13 protein-coding genes are annotated in these 13,777 nt (G+C 62.7%); 8 read left to right on the top strand and 5 right to left on the bottom strand.

The window, feature by feature from the left end; genetic code table 11:
* The first annotated feature begins 10 nt into the window (after nt 1–10).
* Nucleotides 11–934 carry a cation diffusion facilitator family transporter gene (locus ACFVSI_RS13120; protein ID WP_387824153.1) on the top strand — a complete coding sequence of 308 codons (924 nt, stop codon included), beginning with the start codon at nt 11–13 and terminating at the stop codon, nt 932–934.
* Nucleotides 935–1,020: 86 nt separating this feature from the next.
* Here ACFVSI_RS13120 and ACFVSI_RS13115 read toward each other — a convergent pair whose 3' ends face one another.
* Nucleotides 1,021–2,229 (bottom strand): MFS transporter, encoded by a 1,209-nt coding sequence (locus ACFVSI_RS13115; RefSeq protein ID WP_387824150.1) that lies wholly within the window; start codon nt 2,227–2,229, stop codon nt 1,021–1,023.
* A 130-nt stretch (nt 2,230–2,359) separates the two neighbouring features.
* Here ACFVSI_RS13115 and ACFVSI_RS13110 point away from each other — a divergent pair, with 130 nt between their 5' ends.
* Nucleotides 2,360–2,794, top strand: a complete 435-nt coding sequence (locus tag ACFVSI_RS13110) for a (deoxy)nucleoside triphosphate pyrophosphohydrolase (protein ID WP_387824147.1) — start codon at nt 2,360–2,362, stop codon at nt 2,792–2,794.
* Between the two features lie 16 nt (nt 2,795–2,810).
* On the opposite strand, the gene ACFVSI_RS13105 is transcribed toward ACFVSI_RS13110, so the two are convergent.
* Nucleotides 2,811–3,905 (bottom strand): Rv2578c family radical SAM protein, encoded by a 1,095-nt coding sequence (locus ACFVSI_RS13105; RefSeq protein ID WP_387824144.1) that lies wholly within the window; start codon nt 3,903–3,905, stop codon nt 2,811–2,813.
* Between the two features lie 91 nt (nt 3,906–3,996).
* Here ACFVSI_RS13105 and pcp point away from each other — a divergent pair, with 91 nt between their 5' ends.
* Nucleotides 3,997–4,638: a pyroglutamyl-peptidase I gene (pcp, locus tag ACFVSI_RS13100; protein WP_387824141.1), complete on the top strand. Its 642-nt coding sequence runs from the start codon at nt 3,997–3,999 to the stop codon at nt 4,636–4,638.
* Here pcp and ACFVSI_RS13095 read toward each other — a convergent pair.
* Both ACFVSI_RS13095 and ACFVSI_RS13090 read right to left on the bottom strand, forming a co-directional pair.
* Nucleotides 4,635–5,264: an SIMPL domain-containing protein gene (locus ACFVSI_RS13095; protein ID WP_387824138.1), complete on the bottom strand. Its 630-nt coding sequence runs from the start codon at nt 5,262–5,264 to the stop codon at nt 4,635–4,637. The genes pcp and ACFVSI_RS13095 overlap by 4 nt on opposite strands.
* A 2-nt stretch (nt 5,265–5,266) precedes the next feature.
* Complete coding sequence (locus ACFVSI_RS13090; RefSeq protein ID WP_387824135.1) at nt 5,267–5,713, bottom strand: hypothetical protein; 447 nt, start codon at nt 5,711–5,713, stop codon at nt 5,267–5,269.
* A gap of 99 nt (nt 5,714–5,812) precedes the next feature.
* Between ACFVSI_RS13090 and ACFVSI_RS13085 the strand changes: the two genes are divergently transcribed.
* From ACFVSI_RS13085 to ACFVSI_RS13070, 4 genes are all read left to right on the top strand, one after another.
* On the top strand, nt 5,813–6,757 hold the full coding sequence (locus ACFVSI_RS13085; protein ID WP_387824133.1) for an LppM family (lipo)protein: 945 nt from the start codon (nt 5,813–5,815) through the stop codon (nt 6,755–6,757).
* Between the two features lie 169 nt (nt 6,758–6,926).
* Nucleotides 6,927–7,988 (top strand): phenylalanine--tRNA ligase subunit alpha, encoded by a 1,062-nt coding sequence (gene pheS / locus ACFVSI_RS13080; protein ID WP_387824130.1) that lies wholly within the window; start codon nt 6,927–6,929, stop codon nt 7,986–7,988.
* A gap of 2 nt (nt 7,989–7,990) precedes the next feature.
* Nucleotides 7,991–10,534: a phenylalanine--tRNA ligase subunit beta gene (gene pheT, locus ACFVSI_RS13075; RefSeq protein WP_387824127.1), complete on the top strand. Its 2,544-nt coding sequence runs from the start codon at nt 7,991–7,993 to the stop codon at nt 10,532–10,534.
* 176 nt (nt 10,535–10,710) lie between these two features.
* Nucleotides 10,711–11,577: a trypsin-like serine peptidase gene (locus ACFVSI_RS13070; protein ID WP_387824124.1), complete on the top strand. Its 867-nt coding sequence runs from the start codon at nt 10,711–10,713 to the stop codon at nt 11,575–11,577.
* A 61-nt stretch (nt 11,578–11,638) separates the two neighbouring features.
* On the opposite strand, the gene ACFVSI_RS13065 is transcribed toward ACFVSI_RS13070, so the two are convergent.
* Nucleotides 11,639–12,571 carry a hypothetical protein gene (locus tag ACFVSI_RS13065; RefSeq protein ID WP_387824121.1) on the bottom strand — a complete coding sequence of 311 codons (933 nt, stop codon included), beginning with the start codon at nt 12,569–12,571 and terminating at the stop codon, nt 11,639–11,641.
* Between the two features lie 163 nt (nt 12,572–12,734).
* On the opposite strand from ACFVSI_RS13065, the gene ACFVSI_RS13060 reads away from it, so the two are divergent.
* The gene (locus ACFVSI_RS13060; RefSeq protein WP_387824118.1) at nt 12,735–13,730 is read left to right on the top strand and encodes an Lrp/AsnC ligand binding domain-containing protein; all 996 of its coding nucleotides are present in this window, start codon (nt 12,735–12,737) and stop codon (nt 13,728–13,730) included.
* The last annotated feature ends 47 nt before the right edge of the window (nt 13,731–13,777 follow it).

Here is a 13,777-nt window from a genome sequence, read left to right as displayed (position 1 = left end):
TGAAGCTTTCGTGGCTGCAGGTGGCGGTACCAAAGCGATTGTGGCGGCTCTGGCCGCGAATCTGACCATTGCTGTTCTGAAGTTCATTGCGTTTTTCCTGACGGCGTCATCGTCCATGCTCGCAGAGGCAATCCACTCAGTGGCCGATTCCGGCAACCAGGTCCTCCTGTTGGTGGGAGGCAAGCGTTCCAAGCGGGCCGCCAGCCCGGAGCATCCCTTCGGATACGGCCGCGAACGCTACATTTACGCCTTCATTGTCTCCATTGTGCTGTTCAGCGTCGGTGGCCTGTTTGCTCTGTACGAGGCTTGGGAGAAGTTCCAGCATCCGCACGGCATTGAGGGTAGCTTCTGGTGGGTTCCCTTGGCCGTACTGGTAGGGGCGATTATCGCTGAAGGATTCTCCTTCCGCACGGCAATCATCGAATCGAACCATATCCGCGGGAAGCAGAGCTGGGTGAAGTTTGTCCGCAACGCCAAGCAGCCGGAACTTCCCGTCATTCTGCTGGAAGATTTCGGTGCCCTGCTCGGCTTGGTCTTTGCACTCTTTGGCGTCAGCATGACACTGGTTACTGGCGACGGGGTCTGGGACGCCCTCGGGACCGCGATGATTGGCTTGCTGCTGGTGGCCATTGCCGTGGTTTTGGCCATGGAGACCAAGTCGCTGCTGTTGGGGGAGTCCGCCACGAAGGAAGACGTCCAGCGCATCTCAGAAGCCCTGCAGGCCGACGGGACCCGGATCATCCACCTGAAGACCATGCACCTTGGACCGGAAGAGTTGCTGGTGGCCGCCAAAATCTCCATGGGCGCTTCGGAAACGGGCGAAGAGATCGCCCAGGGAATTGACGACGCCGAGCGGCGGATCCGTGCAGCGGTTCCGATCGCGCGGGTCATCTACCTGGAACCGGACATTGAGCGGGTCCAGGCCCAGGCCTAAGGGCTTGCCTGAACCGGTGAATCACGGTGATTAACGACCAATGGCTCCGCCGAAGCGGAGCCATTGGTCGTTAATGCGACGGACGATCAGGCAGGCAGAGCGCTCCTGCGTTCCACCAGGCCACTGATGACAGCAACGCCCAGGCCCAGGAGGGCGAGAACCGCACCTACCAAGGCGGGGGCGACGAAACCCCAGCCCCAGGCAATGACCGTGCCACCCAGGAAAGCACCCAGGGCGTTGGCGATGTTGAGGGCTGAGTGGTTCAGCGAGGAGGCCAGCGAGGCAGCCCCAGGGGCTGAATCGAGGAGCCGGGTCTGCAGTGCCGGTGTCAGCATCGAACCGATGCCACCGACCACAAAGGCCATCAGGAAGGCAGACCAAGCCCAGTGGGCTGCGATGGCGTACACCACCAGGGCGGCGGCGATCCCGGGCATGACCCAGTAGATGGTACCCATCACGGACTTGTCCGCCAGCCGGCCGCCGATGATGTTTCCGACAACCATGCCGAGACCATATAGGGCAACGACGGCGGGAATGAGGTTTTCGGGGATACCCGCCACCGAGGTCATGGTGTGCGCGATGTAGGTGTACACGGCGAAGAAGCCACCGAAGCCGATGATGCCGATCAGGAGGGCCAGCCATACCTGAAGCCTCTTCAGTGCTCCAAGCTCCCGGCGGATGCTGGCGTCCGGATGCGCGGCTTCGAAGGGGACAAACTTCCACATCATGGCAACCGTCAGCAGGCCGATGGCTCCAACGATGACGAAGAGAAGGCGCCAACCAAAGGTCTGGCCCACCCACGTGGCCAAGGGGACTCCGATGACATTCGAGACCGTCAGGCCGGCCATAACCATGGAGATGGCCCAGCCGCGTTTGGTGGGAGCCACGAGGCCGGCAGCGATGACGGCTGCCACCCCGAAGAACGCTCCATGTGGAAGGCCCGAAGCGAAACGGGACAGCAGCATCAAGCCGTAGTCCGGAGCAATGAAAGATGTCAGGTTGGCCAGTGCCAGGAAAAGCATGAGGCCAAGCGCCAAATGCTTGCGAGGCAGCTTGGCTCCCAGGGCGGCGAAGACAGGGGCGCCGATCACTACACCCAGGGCATAGGCCGAGATGAGGCTTCCCGCTTGCGGGGTGCTGATTCCCAGTCCCGTCTCGACCTCCTTCAACAGGCCCATCATGGCGAACTCTGTGGTGCCGATGGCAAACCCGCCCATGGCCAAAGCCAGGATGGCCAAGCCAAGGTGGCGTCCTGACTTCTTGACGGCAACGGGCTGGGACACGGTGGTAGACATAAACCTGCTTCTGGGGGCGACGGTTGGGCTGGGAAAAGTGGGAGAAAATCCGATAACAAGTCTAGTTCGCTGGCGGGACCGGGCGTTACCCCTGTGACCATGCCCATGGTCCGGCCCTTAGACTGTTGCGGTGACTGCAGTGATAAACGTCGTTGGTGCGGCTATCGTCGACTCTTTGGAAGCCCCTGGAAGTTTGTTGGTTGCCCGTCGTACGGCCCCACCACAGTTCGCGGGCATGTGGGAATTCCCTGGTGGCAAGGTCGAGTCCGGTGAGACCCCGGAGGACGCTTTGCATCGTGAACTCGCGGAGGAGTTGGGAATCGAAGTTCAGCTCGGCCACGAGCTGGAATCGGGCAACGCCGCCGGGTGGGCGCTCAATGAGCGGGCCTGCATGCGCGTGTGGTTCGCTGAAGTGACAGCGGGTCAGCCCGCCGCACTGGAAGACCACGACGAACTCCGCTGGGTCCCGCTGGCCGATCAGGGGGAGGCACTGGCCCTTCCCTGGATACCGGCTGACCTCCCGATCGTTCGAGCACTCCTGGAGCGGGTGTCCCTGCCCGCCTGACACGGGCGGGTGGAAGCTAGAACAGTGACTGTTGTCCCGGCAGGGGAGCGGCTGCTGCCCCGGCCGGTGACGCTGCCTTCGCCGCTGTGTACCGCGCATTGCGGTGACTGAATCCGGAACTGCCCGTAAAACCGTATTTGGCCTTAAAGTGATTGGTCCTGCCCGACAACCACGCACGGTACTCCTTGGAGGCGTACGAGCCATTGCCATAGAGGCGCCGGTACTTGCCCACCAGCTCGGGGTGTTCTGCGGCAAGCCACTTCATGTACCACTCGCGGGTACCAGGCTTGAGGTAGAGGGCGCCGGCGGAGACACCCGTGGCTCCGGCCCGGGCCAATTCCGAGAACAGGGAATCGAGGGCTTCGTCGGAATCAGTGAGCCACGGAAGGATGGGCATCGCCATGACGCCGCAGCCCAGACCTGCATCCCGCAGGCGGGCAATGAGCTTCAACCGTGCCTTGGGAGAGGGCGTTCCCGGTTCGATGAGGGCAGCGAGGTCCTGGTTGGTCATGGCCAGCGAGATCCCAAGATCCACCGGAACCTGGGTGGCGGCGTGCTTCAGCAGGGGAATGTCACGGGCCAGCAGGGTGCCTTTGGTCAAGATGGAGAACGGTGTGCCCGAATCGGCGATGGCCCGGATGATGCCAGGCATCAAGGCGTAGCGGCCTTCAGCCCTTTGGTATGGGTCCGTGTTGGTGCCGAGGGCTACCTGGTGGCGTCCCCAGGAAGGTTTGGCCAGTTCCTTGCGGAGTACCTCGGCTGCGTTGATCTTGACGACCACCTGGGAGTCGAAGTCGCGGCCGGCATCGAATTCCAAATAAGTGTGGGTTTTGCGTGCGAAGCAGTAGACGCAGGCATGGCTGCACCCGCGGTAGGGGTTGACTGTCCATTCGAACGGCATATTGGAACCCGAAGGCACCTTGTTGAGCACTGACTTTGCGGTGACCTCATGGAAGGTGACTCCGGAGAATTCGGGTGTAGAGACGGAACGCACAAGCCCGGCCAAGGGCAGCAAGGCGTCCATTGCCGGGGCAGGGCCTGGAGCCGGGCTGCCGGCTGTTTCCGGTGCCGGTTCACGCGTCGGTGTAAGTGCTTGTGCGTCCCATCTCATGAACTCTATTCGAAGGTATGTTCGAATCAATGTCAAGATCATCGAACTTAGGCACGCAAGCTTGGGGATCGGGCGTTGCTATGGTTGGCCCATGATTCTGCTTACGGGCTTCGAACCTTTCGGTCGGGAAACCCTTAACCCCTCCTGGCTTGCTGTCCAACGTGCCAGACAGTTGCTGCAAGCGGAGGGCCTCGCTGTGGAAGCCATCGAGCTGCCGTGCGTATTTGGCGAATCGGTGACGGTTCTCGATGATGCCGTGTCACGCCTCGACCCGGAAATAGTCGTGGCCGTGGGCTTGGCGGGAGGCCGGGACCGGATATCGCTGGAACGTGTTGCCATCAACTGCGATGACGCGAGGATTCCGGATAACAAAGGCCAGCGGCCCATTGACGAGGAAGTTGTCCCAGGAGCCCCGGCTGCGTACTTCTCCAGCCTGCCCATCAAAGCCGCTCTGAGAAACCTCCAGATTGCAGGTATCAGGGGTGAAATCTCCCAATCGGCCGGTACCTACGTCTGCAACCACCTCTTTTTTGGCCTGATGCATTCGCTGGTGACCCGGCCGGGCGTCCGGGGTGGCTTCATTCACGTTCCCTATGCTCCGGAGCAGGTACACCCTGGTGGCTCGACCCCTTCAATGCCGCTTGATGTCACCGCCCAAGGGATTGCGGTGGTTGTCAGGACTTCACTTAACACACAGGTGGATTCCAAGCTGGGGGCAGGGGCCATCCACTAGATCAATTCCCATTGGACGATGACACTGGCGGAAACGGCGGACTCACCCGCCTCGACCGGCAAGGCCTCAGCGGTGAAGGAGGCGCGGACCAGTCCACCCACGGGAATGGGGCTGCTTTGTGCCGGCTGATGGGAGACCGTGATCACCGATCCAAGACTGGCAGAGGCAAGGGCCGCGTACTGTTCGGCGCGGGCCACGGCGTCCCGCCATGCCGCTTCCTGCGCTTGTGCCGTGACAGCCGAGGGGTCGGCCATGCCCTGTTCCAGGCCGTTGATCCGGATGTCGTCACCTCCGGCGGCTACCGCCGCGGCGATGGCGGCGGGCGCGTCAGCGTGGGAACGTATCCCGACGTGCAGCGTCGTGGAGGCCACGTAGGCTGTCACCTTCTGGCCCTGCCCTTCGACCCACACGAGGTCGGCGCGCAGGTTCAATCCGCTTGTTCGAAGCTCGACGTCCGCGACCCCGGCAGTGCGCAAAGCGGCGGCGACGGCGGCCGCCGACCTGCCGGCGTCGTCATATGCTTTCGCTGCGGTCTCCCGACGGGTTTCGACGCCGAGAGTCAACGTCACCAGGTCCGGAACCGCCGTTGCGGTTCCGGTTCCGGTCACTGTGATGGTTCGTTCCATGCCTAAGCCTCCATTCGATGGTCGGTCTGCCGATGCTGCCCGCGGTTGGGCGACTCAACGTATCCGCCTGCCTCCAGCCCGGCCTGGCGCTCGAAGAAGTTCGCCCTTCCAGGGTTCCCGGTGCGGACCATGGACCAGCAGGCCGCTGCTCCATAGAGGGCGAAGAAGGGCAGGCCCAGGCAGTACGCGTACTGGGTGCTGTGGCGTTCTTCGTGTCCCAGGAGCACTGGATCACTTCCCGCAATACCGTGCGGTGCCCGGTACAGGATGACGTTCCCCACGGTGAAAGCGCCGGCGAAAGGAACCTTCCAACTGTATCCGGCGGCGATTAGAAGGCCCCGCGGTCCCCGCGACACCTTGGAGCGGGACGCGAGGGCCACCGCCAGGCCCAGAGGTGTGGACAGATTCAGCACGTTGGCTGCCTGCCGCAGGCGTTGACCGGGTGTCATGAAGCCATGCTAGCCCCGTTGCGTGTGGCGGGGGCCGGCAGGCGGGGATACGCTGTTGCAGCACTCACTCGTGCAGGTGATGAATGGGGGAAAGAAGAAATGAACGTCAAACGCGCCCTGGGCGTGATCGGTGTGCTGATAGCCGTGATGGTGGCCTTGACCGGATGCGTCAAGCTCAACATGTCGGTGAAGGTCAACAACGAAAAAAGTGTCGACTACGAGGTCGTCTACGCGATCCAGAAGTCCGTTCTGGGCGACAAGTCCTTCGACGAATTCATGAAGTCCAACGGCAGCGGCAGCCAGGAAATGGATATTCCTGAGGGTGCCACCGTTGTGGACTACGAAGACGACAAGTACAAGGGCAAACGGATCACGGCAGTGAACCTCGACCCGGCCAAGCTGGCCGAGTCGTCCAGCTCGGAGAACCCTTTTGACCTGAAAAGGGACGGCGACTTCTACATCATGTCGATGGGAAGCGTCACAGGCACTGATGCCAGTGATCCCCAGGCCTCCAGCATGGCCAAGTCAATGTTCGACGAAGCCTCCGTCAAGTTCACCTTCCCCGGGAAGGTTGTGGAGGCCAAGGGCGCAGTTGTCGACGGCAACACGGCGACTTTTGACATGCTCTCGGTCAACGAAACGGCAGTGCAGGTGAAGGCTGAGGCCAACCCCGGGATACCAATGTGGATCATCTGGACCCTGGTGGCTGTCCTGGTGGTCGCCGCGGCGTTGGTCCTGCTGTTCGTGCTCTTGCGGAGGAATTCCTCCAGAAAGTCGCCGGCGCTCGCAGGGGCCGCACCCAACGGCCCGGTCTGGAACGGCCAGCCCCAGCAGGGCTACGCAGGCCAGCCGGCTTACCCTGCCCAGCAGCAGGGTTACGCCGCGCCCCAGCCGCCGGTCGGGCCTTCAGCCCAACCGCCGCAGCAGGACTGGGCAGGCCAGGGCTACAGGCCAGGAACACAGCAGGCACCCCAGGCAGGCGCTGCGCACGACGACGGCCAGGTACCTCCGCCGCCCACCGCGCCACCGGCGTCGGGGGCCTAGGAGCGCAGGCGGGTTGCCGCCGTCGGACTCTTGACCTGCGGGGGTTAAACCACGCCGGTGCGCTTCAACTAGACTGAAGGGTAGTGCCCGCCGTCCGCGGTGAGCACTACCCTTTCGTTTTGCAGGCCTGCCTTGCCGGCCGCTCCCAACTCGTAGCTAAGAACAGTAGATGACTGACACTTTGCCAGGCGCCTCCATCCCGAATCCGCTGGATGAGGCCGCCATCAACGCCGCCGTCGAGGACGCCATCGCCGCTATTGGGGCAGCTTCCTCCCTTGATGAACTCAAGGCTGTCCGCCTTGCCCACACGGGCGAGAAGTCGCCCTTGAGCCTGGCCAACCGCGAAATCGGTGGCTTGGCCAAGGAGCACAAGGCGGCCGCCGGTAAGCTCATGGGCTCCTCGCGCGGCAGGGTCAACCAGGCGCTCGCCGCCAGGACCCAGGTGCTTGAAGCAGAGAATGACGCCCGCATCCTGATCGAGGAAACGGTTGACGTCACCGCGGCCCCCCGTCGGCGTCGTGCCGGTGCGCGCCACCCGCTGTCCACCCTGCAGGACCGGGTGTCGGACATCTTCGTTGGCATGGGCTGGGAAATCGCCGAGGGCCCCGAGGTCGAATCCGAGTGGTTCAACTTCGATGCGTTGAACTTCAAGCCTGACCACCCGGCACGCGAAATGCAGGACACGTTCTTCGTGGAGCCCCCTGAAGCACACCTGCTCATGCGCACCCACACTTCTCCGGTGCAGGTCCGTTCGATGCTGGAGCGCGAGGTGCCCATCTACGTGCTGTGCCCGGGCAAGGTGTTCCGCACCGATGAGCTCGATGCCACGCACACGCCCGTCTTCCACCAGTTCGAGGGCCTGGCCATCGACAAGAACCTCAGCATGGCGGACCTCCGCGGCACCCTGGAGCACTTCGCGCGCCAGATGTTCGGAGATGAGGCTTCCATCCGATTGCGCCCCAACTACTTCCCGTTCACGGAGCCGTCTGCGGAGCTGGATATCTGGCACCCCGGCGCCAAGGGTGGCCCGCGGTGGATCGAATGGGGTGGCTGCGGCATGGTCAATCCCAACGTCCTCCGGGCGGCCGGTATCGACCCGGATGTCTATTCAGGTTTTGCCTTCGGTATGGGCATTGAGCGCACGCTCATGTTCCGCAACGAAGTCGGCGACATGCGCGACATGATCGAGGGCGATGTACGTTTCAGCGAGCACTTCGGGATGGAGATCTAACAGTGCGTATCCCACTTTCCTGGCTGCGTGAATTCGCGCAGGTTCCGGCCGACGCAACGGCCGAAGACGTCATGGCGGACCTGGTCAAGGTCGGCTTCGAAGAAGAAGACGTGCACCGTCCCACGGACGAGCTCAAGGGGCCGATCGTTGTTGGCCAGGTCCTGAGCCTGGTCAAGGAACCGCAGACCAACGGCAAGACCATCAACTGGTGCCAGGTCCGCGTCGTTCCGGAAGGACAGGAGCAGACCCTCACCGGCAAGGGCATCGACCCCTCGGGTGTGCAGGGCATTATCTGCGGTGCCCATAACTTTGTTGAAGGCGACAAGGTGGTAGTCACCCTGCCTGGCGCTGTCCTGCCTGGCAACTTCCAGATCTCCGCCCGCAAAACCTACGGACACCTGTCTGCGGGCATGATCGCTTCCGTCCGCGAGCTGGGCATCGGCGATGACCATGACGGTATCCTCGTCCTCTCCCGCATTGGACTTGACCCGGAAATCGGTACCGACGCGATGGAACTGCTGGGTCTCTATGACCAGGCAGCCGAAATCAACGTCACGCCGGACCGTGGTTACGCGTTCTCCATCCGTGGCGTTGCCCGGGAGTACGCCCATGCCACTGGAACGTCCTTCGTGGACCCCGCGTCCAAAGTCAACGCGCCTGCCTCCCTGCAGGGTGGTTACGGCGTGAAGCTTAACGATGACGCGCCCATTTACGGCAAGCCTGGCTGCGACCGCTTTGTTGCCCGCACCGTGCGGGGCGTGGATGCTTCCCGTCCCACCCCGCCGTGGATGTCCTCGCGCCTTCGCCTCGCCGGCGTGCGGAGCATCTCGCTGCCCGTGGATATTTCCAACTACGTCATGCTGGAGCTGGGTCAACCCAACCACTGCTACGACCTCGACAAGCTGTCGGGCGACATCGTTGTCCGCCGGGCTGTCGCAGGGGAGAAGATCACTACCCTCGACGACAAGGAACGTACGCTCGACGTCGAGGACCTGCTGATCACAGATGACTCCGGTGCCATCGGCATTGCCGGTGTCATGGGCGGTGCGCACACGGAGGTATCCGATTCCACCACGAACATCCTGGTGGAGGCGGCGCACTTTGATGAAGTGTCCATTGCCCGCTCCCGCCGTCGACACAAGCTGCCGTCCGAAGCGTCCAAGCGTTTCGAGCGTGGCGTTGACTGGCACGTAGCCAACATTGCCGCGCAGCGCGTGGTGGATCTCCTGGTGGAACTCGCCGGTGGTACAGCGGACCAGGCCGGTACCGACGTCGGGACCGCGCCTGACGCCGTCGTGATCGACCTGCCGGCAGGGTTCGCTTCGGCCCGGATCGGCATCGACTTCACCGAAGAGCAGATCACCACGTCCTTGGAGGACCTGGGAGCCGCCGTGGAGAAGACCGTTACCGGATACCGCGTCACCGCCCCCAGCTGGCGCAACGACCTTGAAACCAAGGAAGACCTCTCCGAGGAAATCGCGCGCCTTGTGGGCTACGACAACATTCCGGCGACCTTGCCGGTGGCTCCTCCGGGGCGTGGCTTGAGCCGCACGCAGCAGCAGAAGCGTCGCGTAGTGCAGGCGCTGGCTGATGCCGGACTGACCGAGGTGCTGTCCTACCCCTTCGTCACGAAGGCTGCCAACGACACGTTCGGCGTGGCGGAGGAAGGCGCGCAGCGCCCGGCACTGAAGCTAGCCAACCCGATCAGCGAGGAACACGGCTACCTCCGTACCTCCATCCTGCCGGGCCTTATCGAGGTCGCCCGCCGGAACCACTCGCGCGGATTCCGCGATCTTGCGCTCTATGAGGCCGGCTCGGTCTTCCTCCCGGGTGACAGGCTCGGAACCGAATCCATCCCGCCGCTGGGCGCCAAGCCCAGCGATGAGGTTCTGGATGCGCTGTACGACGGCGTCCCTCACCAGCCGCTGCACATCGGCGCTGTCCTCACCGGCCATGACTCTCCGGCCGCTGCCACGCACAAGCCGCGTGCCTGGGATTGGGCGGACGCCGTTGATGTCGCGAGGCTGATCGCCGACGTCCTTGGTATCGAAGTGGTAGTCAGCCAGGGCAGCCACCAGGCGTTCCACCCTGGGCGTGCCGCCCAGCTCGCGCTGCGCAACGGCGATGTCGTTGGTTACGCTGGGGAACTCCACCCCAAGCTCCTGGCTTCGCACGACATGCCGGCCCGTTCCGTGGCTGTCGAGGTTAACGTTGAGGCGTTGTTCGACGCTGCTGCCGACGTCATTGTCGCCAAGCACATCTCCGGGTTCCCGGTGGCGACGCAGGACGTTGCCTTGGTGGTTCCGCAGGAGGTGCCCGCTGACCAGGTTCTTTCTGCGCTCCGCGAAGGTGCCGGAGAGCTGCTTGAGGACGTTGCGTTGTTCGATGTCTACGTTGGTCCGGGCATCGACGACGGTAAGAAGTCCTTGGCCTTCGGCCTCCGGTTCAGGGCAAACGACCGCACGCTGACGGCGGACGAGGCATCCGAAGCCCGCGCCGCGGCCGTGGCCGTGGCGGCTGAACGCTTCGGAGCCGTCCAGCGCTAGTCTCCTTCCTGTAAAACCCCGGGACTTCGGTCCCGGGGTTTTCTTTTACCGAGATTCGACTCCCAACATCTTGACAGACTATTCACGCCTGTATGACAGTTTTGTCATACACATGTGAAACATGTGTATCACATCCCTCGCGCGGCTCCACTGGAGCTGCTCTTTGAAAGGTACCCATGAAAAAGCAGAAGCTTGCTGTGCTTGTCGGAGCTGCGGTTGTGGCCCTGACATCCTCGCTGACCGGAGCAGCCGTAGCGTCAGAGCCGACGCCTACAGTCGCCAACTCCGGTTTCCAACCGGTGTCGCACGCCGTGGACAAGACACAGACTTCCGGTTCCGCGGCCTCCCCGTTGGCCGACAGGTACAGCCTTGCAATGCCCTCCAAGAACGGCGGCGCGTCCACGGACTCAGTCATCGGCGCTGATGGCAGGGTCCGGATCACCGACACCACTGCTGCACCAAACCGCTCCATCGTGCAGATCGAATTCAATGGCGGATACATCTGTTCCGGGGCGCTCATCTCGGCTGACACCGTGTTGACCGCTGGCCATTGCGTGCATGAAGGCGGCACCGGCTCGTCGGCCGACTACTCCTGGGGCGTCAAGGTAGCGCCCGGCCGCAACGGGGCAACAGACCCCTACGGCAGCTGTGGGGCCAGCAAGATCTACACGGACCAGCGCTGGATCGATTCGGCAAACACCAACGCGGGCTGGGGCGTCATCAAACTCGACTGCACTGTGGGCAACACCACCGGTTGGTTGAACTATGCTGGCACCACCGCCAGCCTGAACGGAACCAGCGCCACGGTCAGGGGCTATCCCGGCGACAAGGCTTTCGGCACCATGTGGTCGATGACCGGAACCATCGACAGCACGCAGACCGAGAAGGTGTTCTACAAAATGGACACGTACGGTGGCCAGAGCGGTGCGCCCGTCTACAACAGCAGCAACACCATCGTGGCCATCCACACCAACGGCGGCAGCTCGAATTCGGGAACCCGCATCACGCCGACCTTGGCGAACTACCTTACATCAGTGAAGTAGCCCGGTTGGGTTAACCCGCGCGCAGTGTTCGCCGCAACCCATCATGCGGGGAACACTGCCGCTAGGAGGGCCATCTGCGCATTGTGCTGTTGACGAGGCCGATGAGGACCGCAGTCCACCAGCAGGCCTGTGAGATCCCCGCCGTGATCATGAGCCTGATCCTTAGTCGCCTGGCCAAGTCCACGAATCGTGTTCCCGGGGGGTGGGTGAATAATTGTCGGAGAGCGGGGTGCATGAACACGCCGTTGAGCATCATGACAAGGACGCACACAAGCTTGACCCAGGTGAGCGGGCTGCCGGGATCGGGCCTTATCAATGCACCGGATATCAGCAGCAGTGCCAGTCCTCCCCAAATCAGGGGTTTGACCGCCGATTCCAATGACGCCGGCGCGCGCAGCGACGTTCTCCCGAGGAGCCAAAGGACGCCAAGCCAGTCGACCACCAGGACGGCTCCGAAGGCCACCACCAACGACGGGATATGCACGGCAAGACCAATGCGCTGAATATCAGGACCGAAATCAAAGGTGCAACCAACCAGCAGGGAGTCGGCCCAGGCCAAGGAGCAAAGGACTGCAGGCAGCAAGGGGCTGAACTTTGGTTGGCCTTGGTCCGGTACGGCCGCTGCGGCCGCCACCGCGGCCAGGTTTTCGCGCCACTTCAGGTAACCGGTAGGGCCGATCGTGGGTTCAAGTTGTACGGTCCGCCCGTACTTCCGCTGGGTGTCGGCATTAAAGAAGGCGTCTGTGCTCACGGGTATTGTCCTGACGATCCTGTCCTCTTTGAAGAAGACAAACAGAGCCGGCGCGGTCGTATGGATTTCCCTGCTTTCCGGCTCCTCAGCAAAAGCTTGCTCGATTGCTTGGTCAGTCCTGGCCCCGGTAACAAAGCCCACGTGGTCCCACGCGAAATCCGTGACCTCACTGAGCCTTAATATGGTCCCGGTGTTGGCAGCTTCAAGAACAACGGCGTTGAGTAACCTGTCTGTTTCGAGCAATTCACATGCTTTCTGTTCAACCAAGTGGTGCGCAGAACGCACACCATTTATACATGTGTGCCAGTTCGACGTTCGTGACGCGTGATGTTGGATCGCAGGGGTTGGGGGGCCACACTTTCGGGAGTCATAATTGGTGTGACCCACTACGGGGGAGCTGAGGCAGGTGGGCAAACCCTTGCGGGACTTCGAATTCGATGAGCGCGATCTGCGGTTGCTGCACGCCCTGCAGGTACGGCCGCGCGCCCCATGGACTGCCTTGTCCTCAATCGTCGGTGCGGATGCAGTCACCTTGGCCCGACGATGGGCTGTTCTCCATGACACCGGCCTGGCTTGGATGACGTCCTATCGGGGCGAGGGGGCCAGGTCCGTAGGGGCGGTGGTGGAGATCAGCTGCATCCCCTCGACGTTGGCAGGGATTGTCAATGACTTGGCCCGGGAGCGGGTGGTCATCACCATCGATCAGACGGCCGGAAGCCGGGACCTGGTGTTGTGCGTGCTGTGTGCATCGGAAGCCGAACTGACAGCGTTTCTCCTGGAAAAGCTGCCCACCTTTTCAGGAATCACCAGCACCCGGACCCACCGGATTATCCGGATTCTCACGGATGCGCGGAATTGGCGGTTGAAGTCGCTGCACGAGAACGACGTCAGGGCCCTGGAACGGGCGGTGCCTCCGCCGCACGCCGGCAAGTCCTTGGTTCCGGACTCCGTGGAGGAAGAACTGACGCGTATTCTCCTCATCGAGGGACGGGCTTCAGTATCTGACCTGGCGCAATGGCTTCGCATCAGCCCGGCGCGGGCGAAAAGTGCGCTCTCAAACATCCTGAGCGCCCAGCGGGTTGTGGTGCGGCTTGATATTGCGCGAACGTTCTCACCGTGGCCGGTCAGCGTCTGGTATTTCCTGCGGGTGCCACCCGCGAAGGTCGACGGTGTCGCTGCGGGCCTGGCCGGGTTGGATGTCGCACGGCTGGTCGCCACGACCGGAGGCCAGTATTCCTTGGTGTTGTCGGTATGGTTGAGGCGCGTCGAGGATATGGCCGCGCTGGAGCGGCAGTTGGGCGAACGATTGCCGTATGTGGAGATCGAGGACCGGTCCATAGTTCTCCGAACACCTAAGCACATGGGCAAGCGCCTGTATCCGGACGGCAGGAGGATAGTGTGAAGCCGGTCCAGGCAAGACTGCGCCTGACCTGAAGGAGAGCTGCAAAG

This window comes from Paenarthrobacter sp. NPDC057981 (assembly GCF_042886835.1).
In the GTDB taxonomy this organism is placed as follows: domain Bacteria; phylum Actinomycetota; class Actinomycetes; order Actinomycetales; family Micrococcaceae; genus Arthrobacter.
Note: the sequence above shows the minus strand (reverse complement) of the source record. Positions and strands in the feature narration are given on the sequence as shown.

What these genes read in the sequence shown, in the direction of transcription:
- ACFVSI_RS13070 (WP_387824124.1), top strand. Translation starts at nt 10,711, where the DNA reads ATGAAAAAGCAGAAGCTTGCTGTGCTTGTCGGAGCTGCGGTTGTGGCC.
- ACFVSI_RS13085 (WP_387824133.1), top strand. Translation starts at nt 5,813, where the DNA reads ATGAACGTCAAACGCGCCCTGGGCGTGATCGGTGTGCTGATAGCCGTG.
- ACFVSI_RS13115 (WP_387824150.1), bottom strand. Translation starts at nt 2,229, where the DNA reads ATGTCTACCACCGTGTCCCAGCCCGTTGCCGTCAAGAAGTCAGGACGC.
- pcp (WP_387824141.1), top strand. Translation starts at nt 3,997, where the DNA reads ATGATTCTGCTTACGGGCTTCGAACCTTTCGGTCGGGAAACCCTTAAC.
- pheS (WP_387824130.1), top strand. Translation starts at nt 6,927, where the DNA reads ATGACTGACACTTTGCCAGGCGCCTCCATCCCGAATCCGCTGGATGAG.
- ACFVSI_RS13105 (WP_387824144.1), bottom strand. Translation starts at nt 3,905, where the DNA reads ATGAGATGGGACGCACAAGCACTTACACCGACGCGTGAACCGGCACCG.
- ACFVSI_RS13095 (WP_387824138.1), bottom strand. Translation starts at nt 5,264, where the DNA reads ATGGAACGAACCATCACAGTGACCGGAACCGGAACCGCAACGGCGGTT.
- ACFVSI_RS13090 (WP_387824135.1), bottom strand. Translation starts at nt 5,713, where the DNA reads ATGACACCCGGTCAACGCCTGCGGCAGGCAGCCAACGTGCTGAATCTG.